The 17,923-nt window shown below is 67.7% G+C and carries 15 protein-coding genes; 4 read left to right on the top strand and 11 right to left on the bottom strand.

Annotated features, from left to right (window positions below):
- The first annotated feature begins 28 nt into the window (after positions 1 to 28).
- Positions 29 to 1,471, top strand: coding sequence for a pyruvate kinase (gene pyk, locus BRO63_RS03415; protein ID WP_088138533.1), 1,443 nt, complete (start codon positions 29 to 31; stop codon positions 1,469 to 1,471).
- A gap of 55 nt (positions 1,472 to 1,526) precedes the next feature.
- Here the strand turns inward: pyk and BRO63_RS03410 are convergent, their stop codons facing one another.
- Complete coding sequence (locus tag BRO63_RS03410) at positions 1,527 to 2,756, bottom strand: nucleoside recognition domain-containing protein (RefSeq protein ID WP_088138628.1); 1,230 nt, start codon at positions 2,754 to 2,756, stop codon at positions 1,527 to 1,529.
- A gap of 153 nt (positions 2,757 to 2,909) precedes the next feature.
- Here BRO63_RS03410 and BRO63_RS03405 point away from each other — a divergent pair, with 153 nt between their 5' ends.
- Positions 2,910 to 5,156: an acyl-CoA dehydrogenase gene (locus BRO63_RS03405; protein WP_088138532.1), complete on the top strand. Its 2,247-nt coding sequence runs from the start codon at positions 2,910 to 2,912 to the stop codon at positions 5,154 to 5,156.
- 38 nt (positions 5,157 to 5,194) lie between these two features.
- Here the strand turns inward: BRO63_RS03405 and def are convergent, their stop codons facing one another.
- The 8 genes from def to glyQ are packed head-to-tail and all read right to left on the bottom strand — an operon-like array spanning position 5,195 to position 12,634.
- Positions 5,195 to 5,728, bottom strand: coding sequence for a peptide deformylase (def, locus tag BRO63_RS03400; protein WP_088138531.1), 534 nt, complete (start codon positions 5,726 to 5,728; stop codon positions 5,195 to 5,197).
- Positions 5,729 to 5,761: 33 nt separating this feature from the next.
- Positions 5,762 to 6,157 carry a lactoylglutathione lyase gene (gene gloA / locus BRO63_RS03395; RefSeq protein WP_088138530.1) on the bottom strand — a complete coding sequence of 132 codons (396 nt, stop codon included), beginning with the start codon at positions 6,155 to 6,157 and terminating at the stop codon, positions 5,762 to 5,764.
- A 12-nt stretch (positions 6,158 to 6,169) separates the two neighbouring features.
- Positions 6,170 to 7,312 carry a 2-aminoethylphosphonate--pyruvate transaminase gene (locus BRO63_RS03390; RefSeq protein WP_088138529.1) on the bottom strand — a complete coding sequence of 381 codons (1,143 nt, stop codon included), beginning with the start codon at positions 7,310 to 7,312 and terminating at the stop codon, positions 6,170 to 6,172.
- Between the two features lie 20 nt (positions 7,313 to 7,332).
- Entirely contained in the window at positions 7,333 to 8,328 is a 996-nt protein-coding gene (locus tag BRO63_RS03385; RefSeq protein WP_179215027.1) for a M48 family metallopeptidase, read from the bottom strand.
- Complete coding sequence (locus BRO63_RS03380) at positions 8,315 to 9,043, bottom strand: lysophospholipid acyltransferase family protein (protein ID WP_088138528.1); 729 nt, start codon at positions 9,041 to 9,043, stop codon at positions 8,315 to 8,317. The genes BRO63_RS03385 and BRO63_RS03380 overlap by 14 nt, the downstream gene beginning before the upstream one ends.
- A 4-nt stretch (positions 9,044 to 9,047) precedes the next feature.
- On the bottom strand, positions 9,048 to 9,587 hold the full coding sequence (gmhB, locus tag BRO63_RS03375) for a D-glycero-beta-D-manno-heptose 1,7-bisphosphate 7-phosphatase (protein WP_088138527.1): 540 nt from the start codon (positions 9,585 to 9,587) through the stop codon (positions 9,048 to 9,050).
- Positions 9,584 to 11,722: a glycine--tRNA ligase subunit beta gene (glyS, locus tag BRO63_RS03370; protein WP_088138526.1), complete on the bottom strand. Its 2,139-nt coding sequence runs from the start codon at positions 11,720 to 11,722 to the stop codon at positions 9,584 to 9,586. The genes gmhB and glyS overlap by 4 nt, the downstream gene beginning before the upstream one ends.
- Entirely contained in the window at positions 11,723 to 12,634 is a 912-nt protein-coding gene (gene glyQ / locus BRO63_RS03365; RefSeq protein WP_088138525.1) for a glycine--tRNA ligase subunit alpha, read from the bottom strand. It abuts the gene before it with no gap.
- Positions 12,635 to 12,910: 276 nt separating this feature from the next.
- Between glyQ and BRO63_RS03360 the strand changes: the two genes are divergently transcribed.
- Together BRO63_RS03360 and BRO63_RS03355 are read left to right on the top strand one after the other, a co-directional pair.
- Positions 12,911 to 13,678 (top strand): crotonase/enoyl-CoA hydratase family protein, encoded by a 768-nt coding sequence (locus tag BRO63_RS03360; protein ID WP_088138524.1) that lies wholly within the window; start codon positions 12,911 to 12,913, stop codon positions 13,676 to 13,678.
- 159 nt (positions 13,679 to 13,837) lie between these two features.
- Complete coding sequence (locus tag BRO63_RS03355; RefSeq protein WP_054457515.1) at positions 13,838 to 15,361, top strand: fumarate hydratase; 1,524 nt, start codon at positions 13,838 to 13,840, stop codon at positions 15,359 to 15,361.
- 466 nt (positions 15,362 to 15,827) lie between these two features.
- On the opposite strand, the gene BRO63_RS03350 is transcribed toward BRO63_RS03355, so the two are convergent.
- Together BRO63_RS03350 and BRO63_RS03345 are read right to left on the bottom strand one after the other, a co-directional pair.
- On the bottom strand, positions 15,828 to 17,063 hold the full coding sequence (locus BRO63_RS03350) for a CaiB/BaiF CoA transferase family protein (RefSeq protein ID WP_088138523.1): 1,236 nt from the start codon (positions 17,061 to 17,063) through the stop codon (positions 15,828 to 15,830).
- On the bottom strand, positions 17,060 to 17,920 hold the full coding sequence (locus BRO63_RS03345) for a MaoC/PaaZ C-terminal domain-containing protein (protein ID WP_088138522.1): 861 nt from the start codon (positions 17,918 to 17,920) through the stop codon (positions 17,060 to 17,062). Before BRO63_RS03345 ends, BRO63_RS03350 begins: the two co-directional genes overlap by 4 nt.
- Positions 17,921 to 17,923 lie beyond the last annotated feature (3 nt).

Here is a 17,923-nt window from a genome sequence, read left to right as displayed (position 1 = left end):
TTTGTTGTTTTAGCGAGAGTGGATCGCCATGCCCGTATTGCGCCGCACCAAAATTGTCGCCACCCTGGGACCTTCGACTTCGACGCCCGAACGCATTGAAGCGTTGATCCGCGCGGGCCTGGACGTGGCCCGCCTGAACTTCTCGCATGGCAGCGCGGACGACCATCGCGAACGCGCCCGCATGGTGCGCGAGATCGCCGCCAGGCAGGGCCGTTTCGTCGCCATCATGGGCGATCTGCAAGGCCCCAAGATCCGCATCGCGCGCTTCACCGACAAGCTGGTGCAGCTGCAGGTCGGCCAGCCGTTCACGCTGTCGCGCGTGCACCCCAAGGAAGCCGGCACGGCCAGCATCGTCGGCATCGACTACCCCGAACTGGTGCAGGACTGCCGCGTCGGCGACGAGTTGCTGCTGGATGACGGCCGCGTGGTGCTGGTGGTGGACAGCGTCGAGGGCGACGAGGTCCACACCACCGTGACGGTGGGCGGCCCGCTGTCGAACAACAAGGGCATCAACCGCCGCGGCGGCGGCCTGTCCGCGCCCAGCCTGACCGACAAGGACCGCGTCGACATCAAGCTGGCCGCCGAAATGAATCTGGAGTACGTGGCGGTATCGTTTCCGCGGTATGGCAGCGACATCGACGAGGCGCGCACGCTGCTGGCTGCCGCCGGCAGCCAGGCCTGGATCATCGCCAAGATCGAGCGCGCGGAAGCCGTGGCCGACGACGAGGCGCTGGACGCGCTGATCCGCGCCAGCGACGGCGTGATGGTGGCGCGCGGGGACTTGGGCGTGGAAGTGGGCGATGCCGAACTGGTGGGCATCCAGAAGCGCATCATCCAGCACGCGCGCACCCTGAACAAGGTCGTCATCACCGCGACGCAGATGATGGAGTCCATGATCTCCAGCCCCATGCCCACGCGGGCCGAAGTGTCCGACGTGGCCAACGCGGTGCTGGACTACACCGACGCCGTCATGCTGTCCGCGGAAAGCGCATCGGGCCAGTATCCCGTGGAAACCGTGCAGGCCATGGCCCGCGTCTGCCTGGGCGCGGAAAAGCACCCCACGTCCACCAAGTCGCATCACCGCCTGGGCGAGACCTTCACGCGCTGCGACGAGACCATCGCGCTGGCGGCCATGTACGCGGCCAACCATTTTCCCGGCGTCAAGGCCATCATCTCGCTGACCGAAAGCGGCCATACGCCGCTGATCATGTCGCGCATCCGCTCGGGCGTGCCGATCTACTGCTACAGCCCGCACAGCGCCACGCAGAACCGGGTGGCCATGTTCCGCGGCGTCTACACGATTCCGTTCGCGCCGTCGGACTACGAGCCGGCCGACCTGAGCAACGCCGCCATCGATGAACTGCGCAAGCGCAACTTGGTGCAGACCGGCGATTGGGTGATCCTGACCAAGGGCGATTTCTACCGCGACAGCGGCGGCACCAACGGCATGAAGATCCTGCTGGTGGATTGATGCCGAGGGGCAAGGGCGCCGCGCCAGGCTGGCGCTCCTTGCCCCGTGGCTCGTCCTAGCCGAAGAACCAGTAGCACACGCCAATGGCCGCCAGCACGCCGGCCAGATCGGCGATCAGGGCGCAGCCCACCGCGTGGCGCGCCCGCAGTATGCCTACCGATCCGAAGTACACCGCCAGCACGTAGAAGGTGGTCTCGGTGCTGCCCTGGACCACCGCGGCCAGCAGCGCGGGGAAGCTGTCCACGCCGAAATGCGTCATGGTTTCCAGCATCATGGCGCGCGCGGCGCTGCCTGAGAAGGGTTTGACCAAAGCGGTCGGCAAGGCGTCCACGAAGCGCGTGTCCCAGCCAGCCTGCACCGCCAGCCAGCGGATGCCGTCGAGCAGGAAATCCAGCGCGCCCGATGCGCGCAGCACGCCCACCGCGCATAGCATCGCGACCAGATAGGGCAGCAGGCTCTTGGCGATGTCGAAGCCTTCCTTGGCGCCTTCGATGAAGGCCTCATAGACCGGCACCTTCTTCCAGGCGCCTGCGATCAGGAAGGCCAGCAGGATGCCGAACAGCGCAAGGTTGCCCAGCAGCGACGACAGCGAGGCGATGGCCGCGGCCGACATGCTGGCCAGCAGCGCCATGAATCCGCCCATGAGCAGCGCCGCGCCGCCCAGCCACAACATCACGACCGGATCGATCAGGCGCAGGCGCTGGCAGGCCGCCACGGCCAGGAAGCCGGCCAGCGTCGAGGCGCTGGTGGCCAGCAGGATGGGCAGGAACACCAGCGTCGGGTCCGGCGCGCCCTGTTGCGCCCGGAACATGAACAGCGTCACCGGCAGCAGGGTCAGCGACGACGCATTCAGCACCAGGAACAGGATCTGCGCATTGCTGGCGGTTTCGGGCGTGGGATTCAGCGACTGCAATTCGCGCATGGCGCGCAGCCCGATGGGGGTGGCGGCATTGTCCAGCCCCAGGCCGTTGGCGGCGAAGTTCAGCGTGATCAGGCCGATGGCGGGGTGGTTGCGCGGCACCCCAGGCATCAGGCGCGCGAACAGCGGACCCAGCAGGCGCGCCAGCTTTTCCACCAGGCCCGCGCCCTCGGCGATGCGCAGAAAGCCCAGCCACAGCGTCAGCGTGCCGAACAGCAGCACCATCACTTCCACCGACACGCGGGCCATGTCGAACAGGCTGGCCACCATCATGCGGAAGACTTCGGGGTCGCCGATGACCAGCCAGCGGTACAGCGCCGCCGCGGCCGCGGTAAGGAAAAAGCCCAGCCAGAGTTTGTTCAGCATGCGGAGACTGCCCGGATAGCGATGGATTGCGCGCTGCGCGCCGAGGCCCATTGTCGCAGAGTCGGCAGGCCGCAGCTTGGCCCGGCGCCGCCAATTCTGGTACTTTGACCTGATACGCCCTGGGGCCTGGGGCCATAACAGTGAGGAACACTCATGGACTTCAATGCATGGCGCCGGCGCCGCATCTCGGAACCCGCTTACCGCTGGGCGCGCAATGCGCTGCCGGCCATGTCGGCCACGGAGCGCGAGGCCATCGAGGCCGGAGACACCTGGTGGGACGCGGACCTGTTCACCGGCAATCCCGACTGGCGCAAGCTGCTGGGCGTGCCGGCGGCCACGCTGAGCGCGGACGAACAGCGCTTCATCGACGGTCCGCTGGCCCGGCTCTGCGCCATGCTCGACGAATGGGACATCACCTGGAACCGGCGCGACCTGCCGCCGGAGGTATGGGATTTCCTGAAGGCCGAACGCTTCTTTGGCATGATCATTCCGCGGCGCTACGGCGGCCTGGGCTTTTCGCCCTATGCGCACTCCGAGGTCGTGCGGCGCATCTCGGCCTATTCCATCACGGCGGGCGTCACCGTCATGGTGCCCAACTCGCTGGGGCCCGGCGAATTGCTGATGCAGTTCGGCACGCCGGCGCAGCGCGACTATTGGCTGCCGCGGCTGGCGGACGGGCGCGAGGTGCCATGCTTCGGCCTGACCAGCCCCGAGGCCGGCTCGGACGCCGCGTCCATGGTGGATACCGGCGTGGTGTGCCGCCAGGTGGTGGACGGACGCGAACTGATCGGCATCCGGCTGAACTGGCACAAGCGCTACATCACGCTGGGGCCGGTGGCGACGGTGCTGGGCCTGGCTTTCAAGCTGTCCGATCCCGACGGCATCCTGGGCGGCGCCAAGGACATCGGCATATCGGTCGCCCTGGTGCCGACCGAAGCGCCCGGCGTGGAGATCGGGCGCCGCCACCTGCCCGCCATGCAGGTCTTCCAGAACGGCCCCAACCGCGGGCGCGACGTGTTCGTGCCGCTGGACGCGCTGATCGGCGGCGCCGAGCGCGCCGGGCACGGCTGGCAGATGCTGATGAGCGCGCTGGCGGCGGGGCGGGGCATCTCCTTGCCGTCGCTGTCGGCCGCCGCCGCCGCGATGTGCGCGCACACCACGGGCATGTACGCCCGCGTGCGCGAACAGTTCGGCATCCCCATCGGCAAGTTCGAAGGCGTGCAGGAAGGGCTGGCGCGGCTGGCGGGCAATGCCTATCTGGTGGAGGCCGCCAGGCGCCTGACCTGCGCCGCGCTGAACCAGGGCGTCAAGCCGGCGGTGGTCTCCGGCATCATGAAGTACCACGCCACCGAGCGCATGCGCGGTTCGGTCAACGACGCGATGGACATCCATGCCGGCCGCGCCGTCATCGACGGCCCCAGCAATTACCTGGGCGCGCTGTACCGCGCCGTGCCCATCGCCATCACGGTCGAGGGCGCCAACATCCTGACGCGCAACCTGATCATCTTCGGCCAGGGCGCGATCCGCGCACATCCTTATCTGATGCCGGAAATCCTGGCGCTGGGCAATCCCGACGAAGACCGCGGCATGGAGGTCTTCCACGACGTGTTCTGGCGCCATCTGCGCCACACGGGCATCAACGCGCTGCGCGCCATCGGCCGCGCCTGGACCGGCGGGATGCTGGCGCCCGCGCCGTCGTCCGGGCCCGTGGCTGGGCACTACCGGCGGCTGGGCCGCTACGCCTCGGGTTTCGCGCTGCTGGCCGACGCCACTCTGGCGCAGCTGGGCGGAGGCCTGAAGCGCCGTGAAATGATCTCCGCGCGCCTGGGCGACATCCTGTCCGAGCTGTACCTGCTGTCGGCGGTGCTCAAGCGCTGGGAAGACGAGGGCCGCAAGCACGACGACCTGCCGCTGGTGCATTGGTGCATGGAGCAGGGCTGCGCCAGTATCGAGAAAAGCATGGACCAGGTCTTGCGCAACCTGCCGGGCCGCGTGTTGTCATGGGGGCTGCGCGCCGCCATCCTGCCGCTGCGATTAGCCAAGGGGCCGGGGGATGAGCTGACCCGGAAATGCGCGGAACTGCTGCTCAAGCCTTCGCCCACCCATGTGCGCCTGGCAGCCGACCTGCACCGCGAGGCTGGAAGCGCCGGCGACGATCCGGTGGGCCTGCTGACCCGCGCCTTCGCGCTGGCGGACGCGGTGCAGCCACTGCGCGACCGCCTGCGCCAGTCCGGGGTGCGTGATTGGCGTGAAGCCCACCAGCGCGGCGCTATTACCGATTTGCAGGCGACCGAGCTGGAGGAGGCCGAGGCCCTGATAGCAAGGGTGTTGCAGGTGGACGATTTCGCGCCCGAGGAGCTGTCGCCGCAGGCCGCCAAGACGGACTCGGGCGAGGCTTAGGGTAGAGACGCAAGCTCCCGCAAGGCGGGAGCGGGGCCTCAGTCGTCCTGGTTCGGATCCATGTCCGGGAACAGGATTTCCGTGAATCCGAACTTGCTGAAGTCCTGGATGCGCGACGGATAGAGCCGGCCTATCAGGTGATCGCATTCATGCTGCACCACCCGGGCGTGAAAGCCCTCGGCCTCGCGCTCGATGAGCTGGCCGTAGGGGTCGCGCCCGCTGTAGCGGATGCGGCGGTAGCGCGGCACCAGGCCGCGCAGGCCCGGCACCGACAGGCAGCCTTCCCAGCCGTCTTCCAGCTCGTCCGACAGCGGCGTGATGACGGGATTGCACAGGATGGTCTGCGGCACGGCGGGCGCGTCCGGATAACGCTCGTTGCGGTCGAAGCCGAAGATCACCAGCTGCAGGTCCACGCCGATCTGCGGCGCGGCCAGGCCCACCCCTTGCGCGGCGGCCATGGTTTCGAACATGTCGTCGATTAGCGCATGCAGCTCGGGCGTGTCGTAGCGTTCGACGGGCGCGGCCACGCGCAGCAGCCGCGGATCGCCCATTTTCAGGATGGTGTGGATCATGGGAGTGTCTTCCTGGCGTCAGCCGCGCGGGGCTCAGTCCTGGCGGCCTTTCTTCTGGATGAACTCGATCTTGTAGCCGTCGGGATCCTCGACAAAGGCGATGACCGTCTTGCCGTGCTTCATCGGGCCGGCTTCGCGCGTGACCTTGCCGCCTTTTTCCTTGACCTTGTCACAGGCTTCGTAGGCGTTGTCGACTTCCAGGGCGATGTGGCCATAGCCGGTGCCCAGGTCGTACTTGTCCGTGTCCCAGTTGTGGGTCAGTTCGATGACGGCGCCTTCGGTTTCGTCCTGGTAGCCGACGAAGGCCAGCGTGAATTTGCCCTCGGGGTAGTCGTTGCGGCGCAGGACGCGCATGCCGAGCACGTTGGTGTAGAAGTCGATGGACTTGTCGAGGTTGCCGACTCGCAGCATGGTGTGGAGCATACGCATGGGATGTTTTCCTTAAGCGGTGAGGGGGAGCGGGAAGAATCCGCCGTTGCCGGCGGCTTCCCGGGTGATGCCGATGTCGCGCAGCGCGCCGCCCATGGCGTCGACTGCCTGCCGCATCTGGTCGGGCCCGAAGGCGCCGATGCAGCCGACCCGGAACGAAGGCTGTTCGGTGTTGTAGAAGTTGCTGAGCACGTAGCCGCGGCGCTTGAGGGCGTCCACGAACAGTTGCAGGTTCCAGGTCGGCGCGTCCGGGGCGCGGACGTTGACGACGATGGGGCCCTGCAGCGCGGGCGGCAGGTAGGGCGCCAGGCCCAGCTCCCTGACGCCATCATATAGCGTGCGCATATTGGCGGTGTAGCGCGCCAGGCGGGCCTCGCGGCCTTCTTCGCGGTGCAGCTCCAGCGCCACGGCCAGCGCCGCCAGCGTGGGCGCGGGCGGCGTGAAGCGCGGGCCGGCGTTGGGCTGCAGGCTCTGCTGGTAGATGTCGGCCAGGTCCAGCGACCAGCTGCCGGCGACGCCGCGCGCGGCTTCCAGGCTGTCGCGCCGCGCCACCACGAAGGCGGCGCCGGGCATGCCTTCCAGGCATTTGTTGGCCGTCACGATCACGGCTTCCACGGCGGGCAGGGCGCGCAGCTCCAGGGGCAGCGCGCCGAAGGCGGACACGGCGTCGACGATGACGCGGCGGCCCAGCGCATGCGCGATGCGCGCAAGTTCAGGCACGTCGTGGCAGATGCCGCTGCCGGTTTCGCTGTAGACCAGCGCCAGGTGCGAGAGCGTGGGATCCTGTTCCAGAGCCTGGGCGACCGCCAATGGATCGATCCGCTCGGTGGCGCCCACGGGCAGCGGTACGGCGACGCGGCCGGCATCGCTGGCCAGTTTCTGCAGGCGGGCGGCGTAGGCGCCGGTGGAGGGCGCCAGCAGGCGCCCGCCGGCGGGGATGAAGCTGCGGATCGCGGCTTCCACCGCGAAGTGGCCGCAGCCCGGCAGCGCCAGCGCGGCATGTTCGTCGGGCGACGCCTGCGCCGCGCGCAGCACGCCATCGCAGACCTGCCGGTAGGTCTGGCGGAAATCGTTGTCCCACGGCGCATAGTCTTGCGCCATGGCGGCCTTCACCCGCGCGTCGGTCGTGACCGGGCCCGGAATCAGCAGCAACATTCTCGTGTCTCCAGAATGCCTCAGAACTGAGGCAAGGATGCGGGGTCGTGACGCCGCAGGATGTTCTTGGCGTCTTCGAAGTCGGGCAGGATCTGCCCCACTTCGCGCCAGAAGTCCTGACTGTGGTTCATTTCGCGCAAATGGGCAAGCTCGTGCGCGATGACGTAGTCGATGATGGCGGGCGCGAAATGGATCAGGCGCCAGTTCAGCATGATGTTGCCGTCGCTGGTGCAGGAGCCCCAGCGGGTGGCGGCCGAGGACAGGCGCCAGCGTTGGATCTTCAGGCCACTGACCTGCAGGAAGTGGGCCAGGCGCGCGCCGAACCAGGCGCCGGCGCGCTGCTGCAGCCAGGCTTGGGCCGAATCGCGGATGCGGCCCTGATCCGCCGAGGACGGCAGGGCCAGCCATAGGGTGTCGCCATCCTGCGGCGCGTCGGCATCGCCCGACAGGCTGGCCTGGCGGCTGTCGCCGCCCACGCCGATCACGATGCGCTTGCCCAGGTAGGGCAGTTCGCCGCCCGGCTGCCAGCGCGTGTGCGCCATGGCCAGCTGTTGCTTGCGGGCGTGCCATTCGCGCAGTTTGGCGAGGATCCAGCGCGCTTTCTCGCGCACCGCGTCGTCGACCTGCGTCAGCGTGACCCAGTTCGGGGCGGTGACGCGCAGGCCGTCGTCGGTGATCACGAAGCCGATGCTGCGGCGGCGCGAGCGCAGCAGCACGAAGCCGATGGGCTGTTGTTCGGTCGCGACCTCGCGCCAGCGCGCGCCGGGCGGCAAAGGGTCGGGGCAGGGCGTCGGGACGCGCGAGGCCGCGTTGGGCGACAGCGTCAGCAGCGGCTCGCCCGCAGGGGCGGCGGCCGGTGGTGGATCGGGGAAGAGGGGCTTGGGCGGGGCCGCCTTAGGTGCGGCCGGCTTAGGCGCGGCCGGGGCCTTCGGCGCGGCGTTCAGCGGCGGCGCGCCCGTGGGCGCGTCGTGCTGCTGTTCGTCGAACAGGAGTTCGAGCTGATCAGTGCTGGCCATACCTTTCTGGATTGAGACGTCGCATTTCCCCTTCGATCCAGTCCTGAACCTTCTTGTTCAGGTCATCGGGGGAGAGTCCCTTGGATTCTATCGCGGGACCGATGGAGACGGTAACCATGCCCGGATACTTCACGAACGCATTGCGGCGCCAGCATTCGCCCGCATTGTGCGCCACCGGGATGACGACGGCGCCGGTGCGCGAGGCCAGCAGCGCGCCGCCCATCTTGAAGCGGCCGGTCTTGCCGGGCGGCACGCGGGTGCCCTCGGGGAACAGCAGGGGCCAGCGGCCTTCGTCCAGGCGTGTCTGGCCTTGCTTGACCACCTGTTCGAAGGCGTCGCGGCCTTTGGCGCGGTCGATCGGGATCATGCGCAGCAGCGCCAGGCCCCAGCCGAAGAACGGCACCATGTGCAGCTCCCGCTTGTAGACGAAGCAGACTTCGCGCGGCATGTGGGCGGGGAAGAACAGGGTTTCCCAGGCCGACTGGTGCTTGGATAGCAGCACCGCGGGACCGTCGGGCAGGTTTTCCCAGCCCTTGACCTGCCAGCGGATGCCGCAGAAGACGCGCGCGCCCCAGATGGCCAGGCGCGGCCAGCCCACGGTCAGCTTGTAGCGCCAGTGCAGCGGCAGCGGCGCCCACAAAATGCAGGCGAAGGCATAGGGAATGACCGTGATGGCCAGGAACAGGAAGTACAGCAGCGAACGTAGCCGGGCCATCGGATCAATGGTCCTGCAGCAGGGTGTCGACCACGGCCGACAGGTCGTCGCAGACGCGGGTGTTGTCGGGCAAGCCGCCCTTGGCCAGCGTCTTCTTGCCGTTGCCGGTCAGCACCAGCCAGGGCGAGCAGCCGACCGACGACGAGGCTTGCAGATCGCGCAGCGAATCGCCCACCGCCGGCACGCCGGCCAGGTCGACGTCGTAGCGGTGGCCGATCTGCTCGAACATGCCGGGCTTGGGCTTGCGGCAGGAGCAGTTGTCGTCCGGGCCGTGCGGGCACATGAAGACCGCGTCGATGCTGCCGCCCGCGGCGGCCAGTTCGCGCCGCATCTTGGTGTGGATGGCCGTCAGCGTGTCCATGTCGAACAGGCCGCGCGCCAGGCCCGACTGGTTGGTGGCGACCACCACCCTCCAGCCCGCCTGCGTCAGCCGGGCGATGGCGTGCAGGCTGCCGGGCAGGGCGATCCATTCGTCCGGATTCTTGACGAACGAATCGCTGTCCTGATTGATGACGCCGTCGCGGTCGAGGATGATGAGTTTCACTGTGCCAGCCTGGAGATGTCAGCGACCTGGTTCATCAGGCCATGCAGCTGGCCCAGCAGGGCCAGCCGGTTGGCGCGCACGGCCGGGTCTTCGGCCATGACCATGACGTCGGCAAAGAAGGCGTCCACGGGCTCGCGGACCTGGGCCAGCGTGCTCAGGCTGCCGGCGAAGTCGCCGGCGGCCAACTGCGCCTCGGCCTTCGGGCGCAGCGCGGACACGGCGGCGGCCAGGGCCTTCTCGGCCGGTTCCACCAGCGCGGCGTCGTTCACCGCGCCGATCTCGCCTTCGGCCTTCTTGAGCAGGTTGCCGATGCGCTTGTTGGCGGCGGCCAGGCTGGCGGCCTCGGGCAGCTGCGCGAAGGCGGCGGCGGCGCGCACGCGTTCGGCCACCTGGTGCAGCGGCGGGGTCAGCGCGATCACGGCTTCGACGGCGTTGCGGTCGAAGTCGTTGATCAGCTGGTTGCGGTAGCGCTCATAGATGAAGGCGCGGACTTCGGTCAGCGTGTCGGCGGGGATCTTGCCGGCGGGGAAGGTGCCCGCGGCCAGTTGCAGCAGGCCGTCCAGCGACAAGGGGCCGGCCTGGCTGATCTTGAGCCAGCCGCCCGCGGCCAATTGCTCGAAGGCGCTGATCAGGCCCAGCGCGGCGCGGCGCAGGCCGAAGGGGTCGCGTTCGCCGGTGGGCGCCAGGCCGATGGCCCAGATGCCGACCATGGTTTCCACGCGTTCGGCGATGAACAGGATGGCGGCGGTCAGCGATTCAGCGGTGACGGGCGCATCGTAGCGGTTGCGGTACTGCGTGCGCAGGGCCTGCACCACGCTGTCGGGCTCGCCGTCGCCGGCCGCGTAGTACGCGCCCATGACGCCTTGCAGCTCGGGGAATTCGCCCACCATGTTGGAGCCCAGGTCGGCCTTGGCCAGCATCGCCGCGCGGTCGGCGGCGGAGACGTCGCCGCCCAGCTGTTCGGCCACGCCGCGGGCGATGGCGCGCACGCGCTCCACGCGTTCGAGCTGGGTGCCCAGCTTGTTGTGGTAGACGATGCTGCCCAGTTGCTCGACACGCGCGGCCAGGGGGATCTTGCGGTCGGTCTCGAAGAAGAACTGCGCGTCGGCCAGACGCGGGCGCACCACGCGCTGGTTGCCTTCGACGATGTTCACCGGATTGTCGGTGTGCATGTTGCTGACGATCAGGAAGCGGTGCGTCAGGCGGCCGCTGGCCGGATCGAACAGCGGGAAGTACTTCTGGTTCAGCCGCATGGTCAGGATCAGGCATTCCTGCGGCACTTGCAGGAACTGCTCTTCGAACTGGCCCACGTAGACGGTGGGATGCTCGACCAGGGCCGTGACCTCGTCCAGCAGCGCCGCCACTTCGGGGTCGTCGCCCAGCGTGGCGTTGAGGCGGCCGGCATGGTCCAGCAACTGGCGCTGGATCTCGTCGCGGCGGCCTTCGAACGAGGCCACCACGCGGCCCTTTTCGGCCAGGGTGGCGGCATAGGCGTCGGCGTCGGCGATGGACACGGTGCCCGCGCTCATGAAGCGGTGGCCCAGCGTGTCGCGGCCGGCGGCCAGGCCCAGCGCGGACACCGGCACCACGTCGGCGCCGAACAGCGCGACCAGGCCGTGCGCCGGACGCACGAACTTGACGGTGGTGACGCCGTCGGCCAACTGGTAGCGCATGACCTTGGGAATGGGCAGGCCGTTGATGGCGGCGTCGATGCCTTCCTGCAGGCCGGCGGCCAGCTGGGCGCCGGGGGCGGTGCCGCGGGCGACCAGATAGTCCTGCTTGCCGTCGGATTCGCGTTCTAGCGTGGACAGGTCGATATTTTCCAGGCCCTTGGCGGCCAGCTTCTTTTGCAGCGCGGGCGTGGCCTGGCCGTCTTCGGTCAGGCCGATCTTCACCGGCATGAGCTTTTCGGCGTAGGGCTGGTCCGGCGCCTGCGCCAGCACGGCGGACAGGTGCACGGCCAGGCGGCGCGGCGTGGAGTACGCCGTGGCGGCGCAGCCGGCGGCCAGCAGGCCGTGGCGCTCCAGCGTGGCGCGTACGCCTTCGGCGAAGGCCTGGCCCAGCTTCTGCAGGGCCTTGGGCGGGAGTTCTTCGGTCAGCAGTTCGACCAGCAGCGGGCGGATGTTCGTCGTCATTTATGCAGCCTCCCCGGCGGCCTTGTCGCGGCCCAGCATGGGAAAGCCCAGTCGTTCGCGGGAATCGTAATAAGCCTGCGCGACGGCGCGCGACAGGTTGCGGATGCGGCCGATGTAGGCGGCGCGCTCGGTGACGCTGATCGCGCCGCGCGCGTCCAGCATGTTGAACGTGTGCGCGGCCTTCAGCGCGGCCTCGTAGGCGGGCAGCGCCAGCGGCACGTCCATCAGGCGCTTGGCCTCGGCTTCGTAGTCATTGAAGTGCGAGAACAGCATGTCGGCCGACGAGTGCTCGAAGTTGTAGGTGGACTGTTCCACCTCGTTCTGGTGGAACACGTCGCGGTACAGCACGCGGTTGCCGTTGGCGCCTTCGGTCCAGACCAGGTCGTACACGCTTTGCACGTCCTGCAGGTACATGGCCAGGCGTTCCAGGCCGTAGGTGATCTCGCCGGTGGTCGGGGTGCAGTCCAGGCCGCCCACTTGCTGGAAGTAGGTGAACTGGGTGACTTCCATGCCGTTCAGCCAGACTTCCCAGCCCAGGCCCCAGGCGCCGAGGGTGGGGTTTTCCCAGTCGTCCTCGACGAAGCGGATGTCGTGCTGGGTAGGATCGATGCCCAGCGCCTTGAGCGAGCCGATGTACAGGTCCAGGATTTCCGGGGGCGCGGGCTTCAACACGACCTGGTACTGGTAATAGTGTTGCAGGCGGTTGGGGTTTTCGCCGTAGCGGCCGTCCTTGGGGCGGCGCGAGGGCTGCACGTAGGCGGCGCGCCAGGGCTCCGGGCCGATTGCGCGCAGGAACGTGGCGGTATGCGAGGTGCCGGCGCCGACTTCCATGTCGTAGGGCTGCAGCAGGGCGCAACCCTGCTTGTCCCAGTATTCCTGGAGCGTAAGGATGATTTGCTGAAAGGTGAGCATAGGATTCTTGGAATTCGGCCGCCGGGCAAGGCTTGCCCTGGGCGTGGGAAACCCGGCATTTTAACTGGCCTGGGGCGGTCCGGCTCCCGAATGCCGGACGGACGGTTACATCTAGGCCTGCGGGGCGGTTCGCTGGGGGACAGTGTGCCGCTGGTGGACGCCCCGCAGGCCTGCCGCTGCGCCTGGAAACCAATGATCGTATGATTCCAGGTTGCGTACCAAGTCTTATATAAAACCCGGAACCCGATTCCGAGAATTCCCGGAAGGAGCAGTCCCATGTCAGACCTGATCAAGGTAGAAGTCACCGACGGCATCCAGATCATCACGATCAACCGTCCCGAGGCCAAGAACGCCATCAACCTGGAAACCGCGCAGGCCATGGCCGCGGCGCTGGACCAGCTGGACAGCCGCGACGATATCCGCATTGGCATCCTGACGGGCGGCGGCGGCACGTTCTCGTCGGGCATGGACCTGAAGGCCTTCGCCAAGTCCGGGCAGCGCCCCTACGTGGAAGGCCGCGGCTTCGCCGGCCTGAACGAACGGCCGCCCAAGAAGCCGCTGATCGCCGCGGTGGAAGGCTATGCGCTGGCGGGCGGCTGCGAAATGGCGCTGGCTTCCGACCTGATCGTGGCCGCCAGCAACGCCAAGTTCGGCCTGCCTGAAGTCAAGCGCGGCCTGGTGGCCGGCGCCGGCGGCATGCTGCGCCTGCCGCGCCGCCTGCCGTACCACATCGCCATGGAAGTGATCCTGACGGGCGAGATGCTGACGGCCGAGCGCGCTTATTCCTTCGGCCTGGTCAACCGCATCACCGAGCCGGGCGCCGCCCTGGCCGGCGCGCTGGAACTGGCCCGCGCCATTGTCGAGAACGGCCCGCTGGCGGTGCAGACCGCCAAGAGCGTGGTTGCGCAGTCGGGCGACTGGGACCAGGCCAGCATGTTCGACCAGCAGCGTCCGCTGATCGCGCACATCTTTTCTTCCGCCGACGCCAAGGAAGGCGCGACCGCCTTCGCAGAGAAGCGCAAGCCGGTCTGGCAAGGCAAATAGGAATTGCCCCCACGCCGCGCCCCTTCGGGGCTTGCTGCCCCCCGAGGGGGCGCATTTTGCCTTGGGGCGGCCCGGCGGCAAAATAGATCTTTCTCCGTTGCGCCGCGCTAATCCTGGCGGCCGCGTTTTCACGTTTTTCATCTACACCCGCATATCGCCATGTCAGTCATCATTAAAGAAGAAGACTTCATTCAGTCGATAGCCGATGGCATCCAGTTCATCAGCTACTACCACCCGGTCGACTACATCCGCCACCTGGCCCGCGCCTATGAGCGCGAGGAAAGCCCCGCCGCGCGCGACGCGATGGCGCAGATCCTGACCAACTCGCGCATGTGCGCCGAGGGCAAGCGTCCGCTGTGCCAGGACACGGGTATCGTCAACGTGTTCCTGAAGGTCGGCATGGGCGTGCGTTTCGAGACCAAGCGCACGCTGCAGGAGCTCTGTGATGAAGGCGTGCGCCGCGGTTATCTGAACCCGGACAATCCTTTGCGCGCCTCGGTGCTGGACGATCCGCTGTTCGCGCGCAAGAACACGCGCGACAACACGCCCTGTATCCTGCACGTCGAGCTTGTCCCGGGCGACAAGGTCGACGTGCAAGTCGCTTCGAAGGGCGGCGGTTCGGAAAACAAGTCGAAGTTCGCGATGCTGAATCCGAGCGATTCGCTGGTGGACTGGGTGCTCAAGACGGTGCCGACGATGGGCGCCGGCTGGTGCCCGCCGGGCATGCTGGGCATCGGCGTCGGCGGCACGGCCGAGAAGGCCATGCTGATGGCGAAGCAGTCGTTGATGGAAGACATCGACATGTACGAGCTGCTGGCCCGCGGTCCGCAGAACAAGCTGGAAGAGCTGCGCATCGAGCTGTATGAGAAGGTCAATGCGCTGGGTATCGGCGCGCAGGGCCTGGGCGGCCTGACGACGGTGCTGGACGTGAAGATCAGCACGTTCCCGACGCACGCGGCGTCCAAGCCGGTGGCGATGATCCCGAACTGCGCGGCGACGCGTCATGCGCACTTCGAGCTGGATGGCTCGGGTCCCGCGCGCCTGGATCCGCCGTCGCTGTCGGAGTGGCCGGAAGTGCACTGGGCGCCGGACTACAACAAGTCCAAGCAGGTGGACCTGAATACGCTGACCAAGGAAGAAGTGGCCAGCTGGAAGCCGGGCCAGACCTTGCTGCTGTCGGGCAAGATGTTGACGGGCCGCGATGCGGCGCACAAGCGCATCCAGGACATGCTGGCCAAGGGCGAGCCGCTGCCGGTGGATTTCAAGAACCGGGTCATTTACTACGTGGGTCCGGTGGATCCGGTGCGCGACGAAGTGGTCGGCCCGGCGGGTCCCACGACGGCCACGCGGATGGACAAGTTCACGGACATGATGCTGGAGCAGACGGGCCTGATCGCGATGATCGGCAAGTCGGAGCGCGGTCCGGTGGCGATCGAGTCCATCAAGAAGCACAACTCGGCTTATCTGATGGCGGTGGGCGGGGCTGCGTACCTGGTGTCGAAGGCTATCCGTGGCGCGAAGGTGCTGGGTTTTGCGGACCTGGGCATGGAAGCTATCTATGAGTTCGACGTGAAGGACATGCCGGTGACCGTGGCGGTTGACGCTCAGGGGACCTCTGTCCATACGACGGGTCCCAAGGAGTGGCAGGCCAAGATCGGGAAGATTCCGGTCGCTGTGGCTTGATTCTGTAGGTTGTGGGAAAAACGGCTGCCAGGGGACTGGCGGCCGTTTTTTTTTCCAGTGAGCGCTTTGCTCTGCTTTGCTTCGCTTCGTAGGCCGCCCGTCGTCGCGGGCGCCTGGGTGGCGAGCGCCCACGATTGCGGTCCGGAGCGTTCGCTCCGGACTGCCCCGTTGTCATCCTCGTCCAGGCCTGCGGCCTTCCCTACGGATTCCCTCGGGCGCATCGAGGTTGCTCGCCACCCAGGCGCCCGCGCCGACGGGCTACGTTTGTCTTGGCCTGGCGCGCTGCTGGAGCCGTGGTCGGGGGAGAGGCTTGGTTTGCCCGTCATTATTGGCCGCCCGGGCGGCCAATAATGACATACGTGATTTATTTGATTGCTGTGGTGGTCGCTTGCGCGCATGCGGTGAGTGGCGTGTGGGGGCGCATTGTCGTCTTGTGACTGGAGTCTTCGCTGTAGGCGCGGCCTCGTCAGTTCGTCGTCTTTAATCCCTCGCGGAATATGGCGATCTCTTCTTGCGTCTTCCCCAGCACCTCCCGCAGCACTTCCTCCGTATGCTCCCCCAGCAGCGGCGGCGCGCGGCGGTACTCCACCGGCGAGGCCGACAGCCGCAACGGGCTGGCCGTCACCGCAGCGATCCCGCCCGCCGGATGCGGCATATCGCGGCGCAGCTGCCGCGCCTGCGCTTGCGGATGCGCCTGGGCCTGAGCGATATCGTTGATCGGCCCGCAGGGCACGCCTACGGCTTCCAGCTTGGCGATCCAGTCGTCGCGCTTGCCCTGGCGCATGATCTCGGTCAGCAGGCCGACCAGCAGTTCGCGGTTGGCCAGGCGCATGCGGTTGGTGGCGAAGCGCGGGTCGTCGCCCAGTTCGGGCGCGCCGATGGCGCGGCAGTACGCGCGGTACTGCGATTCATTGCCCGTGGCCACGATCAGGTGGCCGTCGCTGGCGGCGAACACCTGGTAGGGCACGACGTTCTGGTGCGCGTTGCCGGCGCGCTGGGGCGCGACGCCGGAGTTGAAGTAATTGGAGTTCTGGTTGGCCAGCAGGGCGACGTGGCTGTCTAGCAGGGCGATGTCCAGGTGCTGGCCCAGGCCGCTGTTGTGGCGCTCCTGCAGGGCGGCCAGGATCGCGACGGTGGCGTACATGCCGGTGATGATATCGGTCACCGCCACACCGGCCTTCTGCGGCCCGCCGCCGGGCAGGTCGTCGCGTTCGCCGGTGATGCTCATGAGGCCGCCCAGGCCCTGGATCATGAAGTCGTAGCCAGGATGCTGCGCGTAGGGGCCGTCCTGGCCGAAGCCGGTGACCGAGCAATAGATCAGGCGCGGGTTGATCTGTTTCAGGCTGTCGTAGTCCAGGCCGTACTTGGCGAGGCCGCCCACCTTGAAGTTCTCGACCAGGATGTCGCTGGCGGCCGCCAGTTCGCGGATCAGCGCGGCGCCTGCGGGCGTGGCCATGTCGGCTTCGACGGAACGCTTGTTGCGGTTGGCGCTGAGGTAGTAGGCGGATTCCTCGGTGTCCTGGCCGGCGCCGTCCTTGAGGAATGGCGGGCCCCAGGCGCGGGTGTCGTCGCCCACGCGGGGACGTTCGATCTTGATGACATCGGCGCCCAGGTCGGCCAGGTTCTGCGTGCACCAGGGGCCGGCCAGGATGCGTGACAGGTCCAGCACGCGGATGCCGGTCAAGGCGGCGGGGCGCGTCATGGTTTCAGCTCCGCGGTGCCGTTGCTCAAGACGAGCACGTTGCGTTCCAGCGCGCGGGCCTGGAAGCTGAGCTGGCCGTCGGGCAGGCGCCAGATGTCGCATTGCAGGGTTTCGCCGGGATATACCGGCGCCGAGAAGCGGGTGTTCAGGCTGGCCAGGCGCGAGGCGTCGTAGCCGCAGCAGCTTTTGACGATGGCGTGCGCGACTATGCCGTAAGAACACAGGCCGTGCAGGATGGGCCTGGGGTAGCCGGCCTGGCGGGCGACTTCGGGGTCCGCGTGCAGCGGGTTGCGGTCCGCGTTCAGCCGGTACAGCAGGGCGGCGCTGGCGGGGATGCGGATTTCGCAGCGCAGGTCCGGGGCGCCGTCGGGCACCGAGGGCAGTGCGGCGGGGCTGTCGTCTCCCTGTCCGAAACCGCCGTCGCCGCGGCAGAAGGTGCTTTGGCGCAGGGTGGCCAGGCAGGCGCCGTCTTCGTCGTGCAGGGTGCGTTCGGTGATGATGATGGCGCCCTTGTCGGCGCCTTTGTCGATCACGTGCGTGTTGCGGCTTCTGCCGGTGACCACGCCCGCCGCGGGCAGGGGCGCATGCATGGTCAGCCGCTGTTCGCCGTGGACCACGCGCACCCAGTCTATGCCTGCGCGCGGGTCCTGGACCCAGAAGCCCGGATAGCCCAGCACCACGCTCATGGTGGGAAAGGTCTGCAAGCCCTTTTCGTACACGTAGCGCAGCTGGCCGGCGTCTTCGGGGTCTTGTCCCAGGCCTATGCCCAGGGCGTACAGCATGGTGTCTTTCTCGTCGTAGCGCTGGCGTACTTCGTCGAAGCGCCAGTGCTTCACGGTTGCGTAGTCCAGGGGCATGGC

It is taken from the genome of Achromobacter xylosoxidans, assembly GCF_002192695.1.
GTDB classification, from domain to species: Bacteria; Pseudomonadota; Gammaproteobacteria; order Burkholderiales; family Burkholderiaceae_B; genus Achromobacter; species Achromobacter xylosoxidans_C.
Note: the sequence above shows the minus strand (reverse complement) of the source record. Positions and strands in the feature narration are given on the sequence as shown.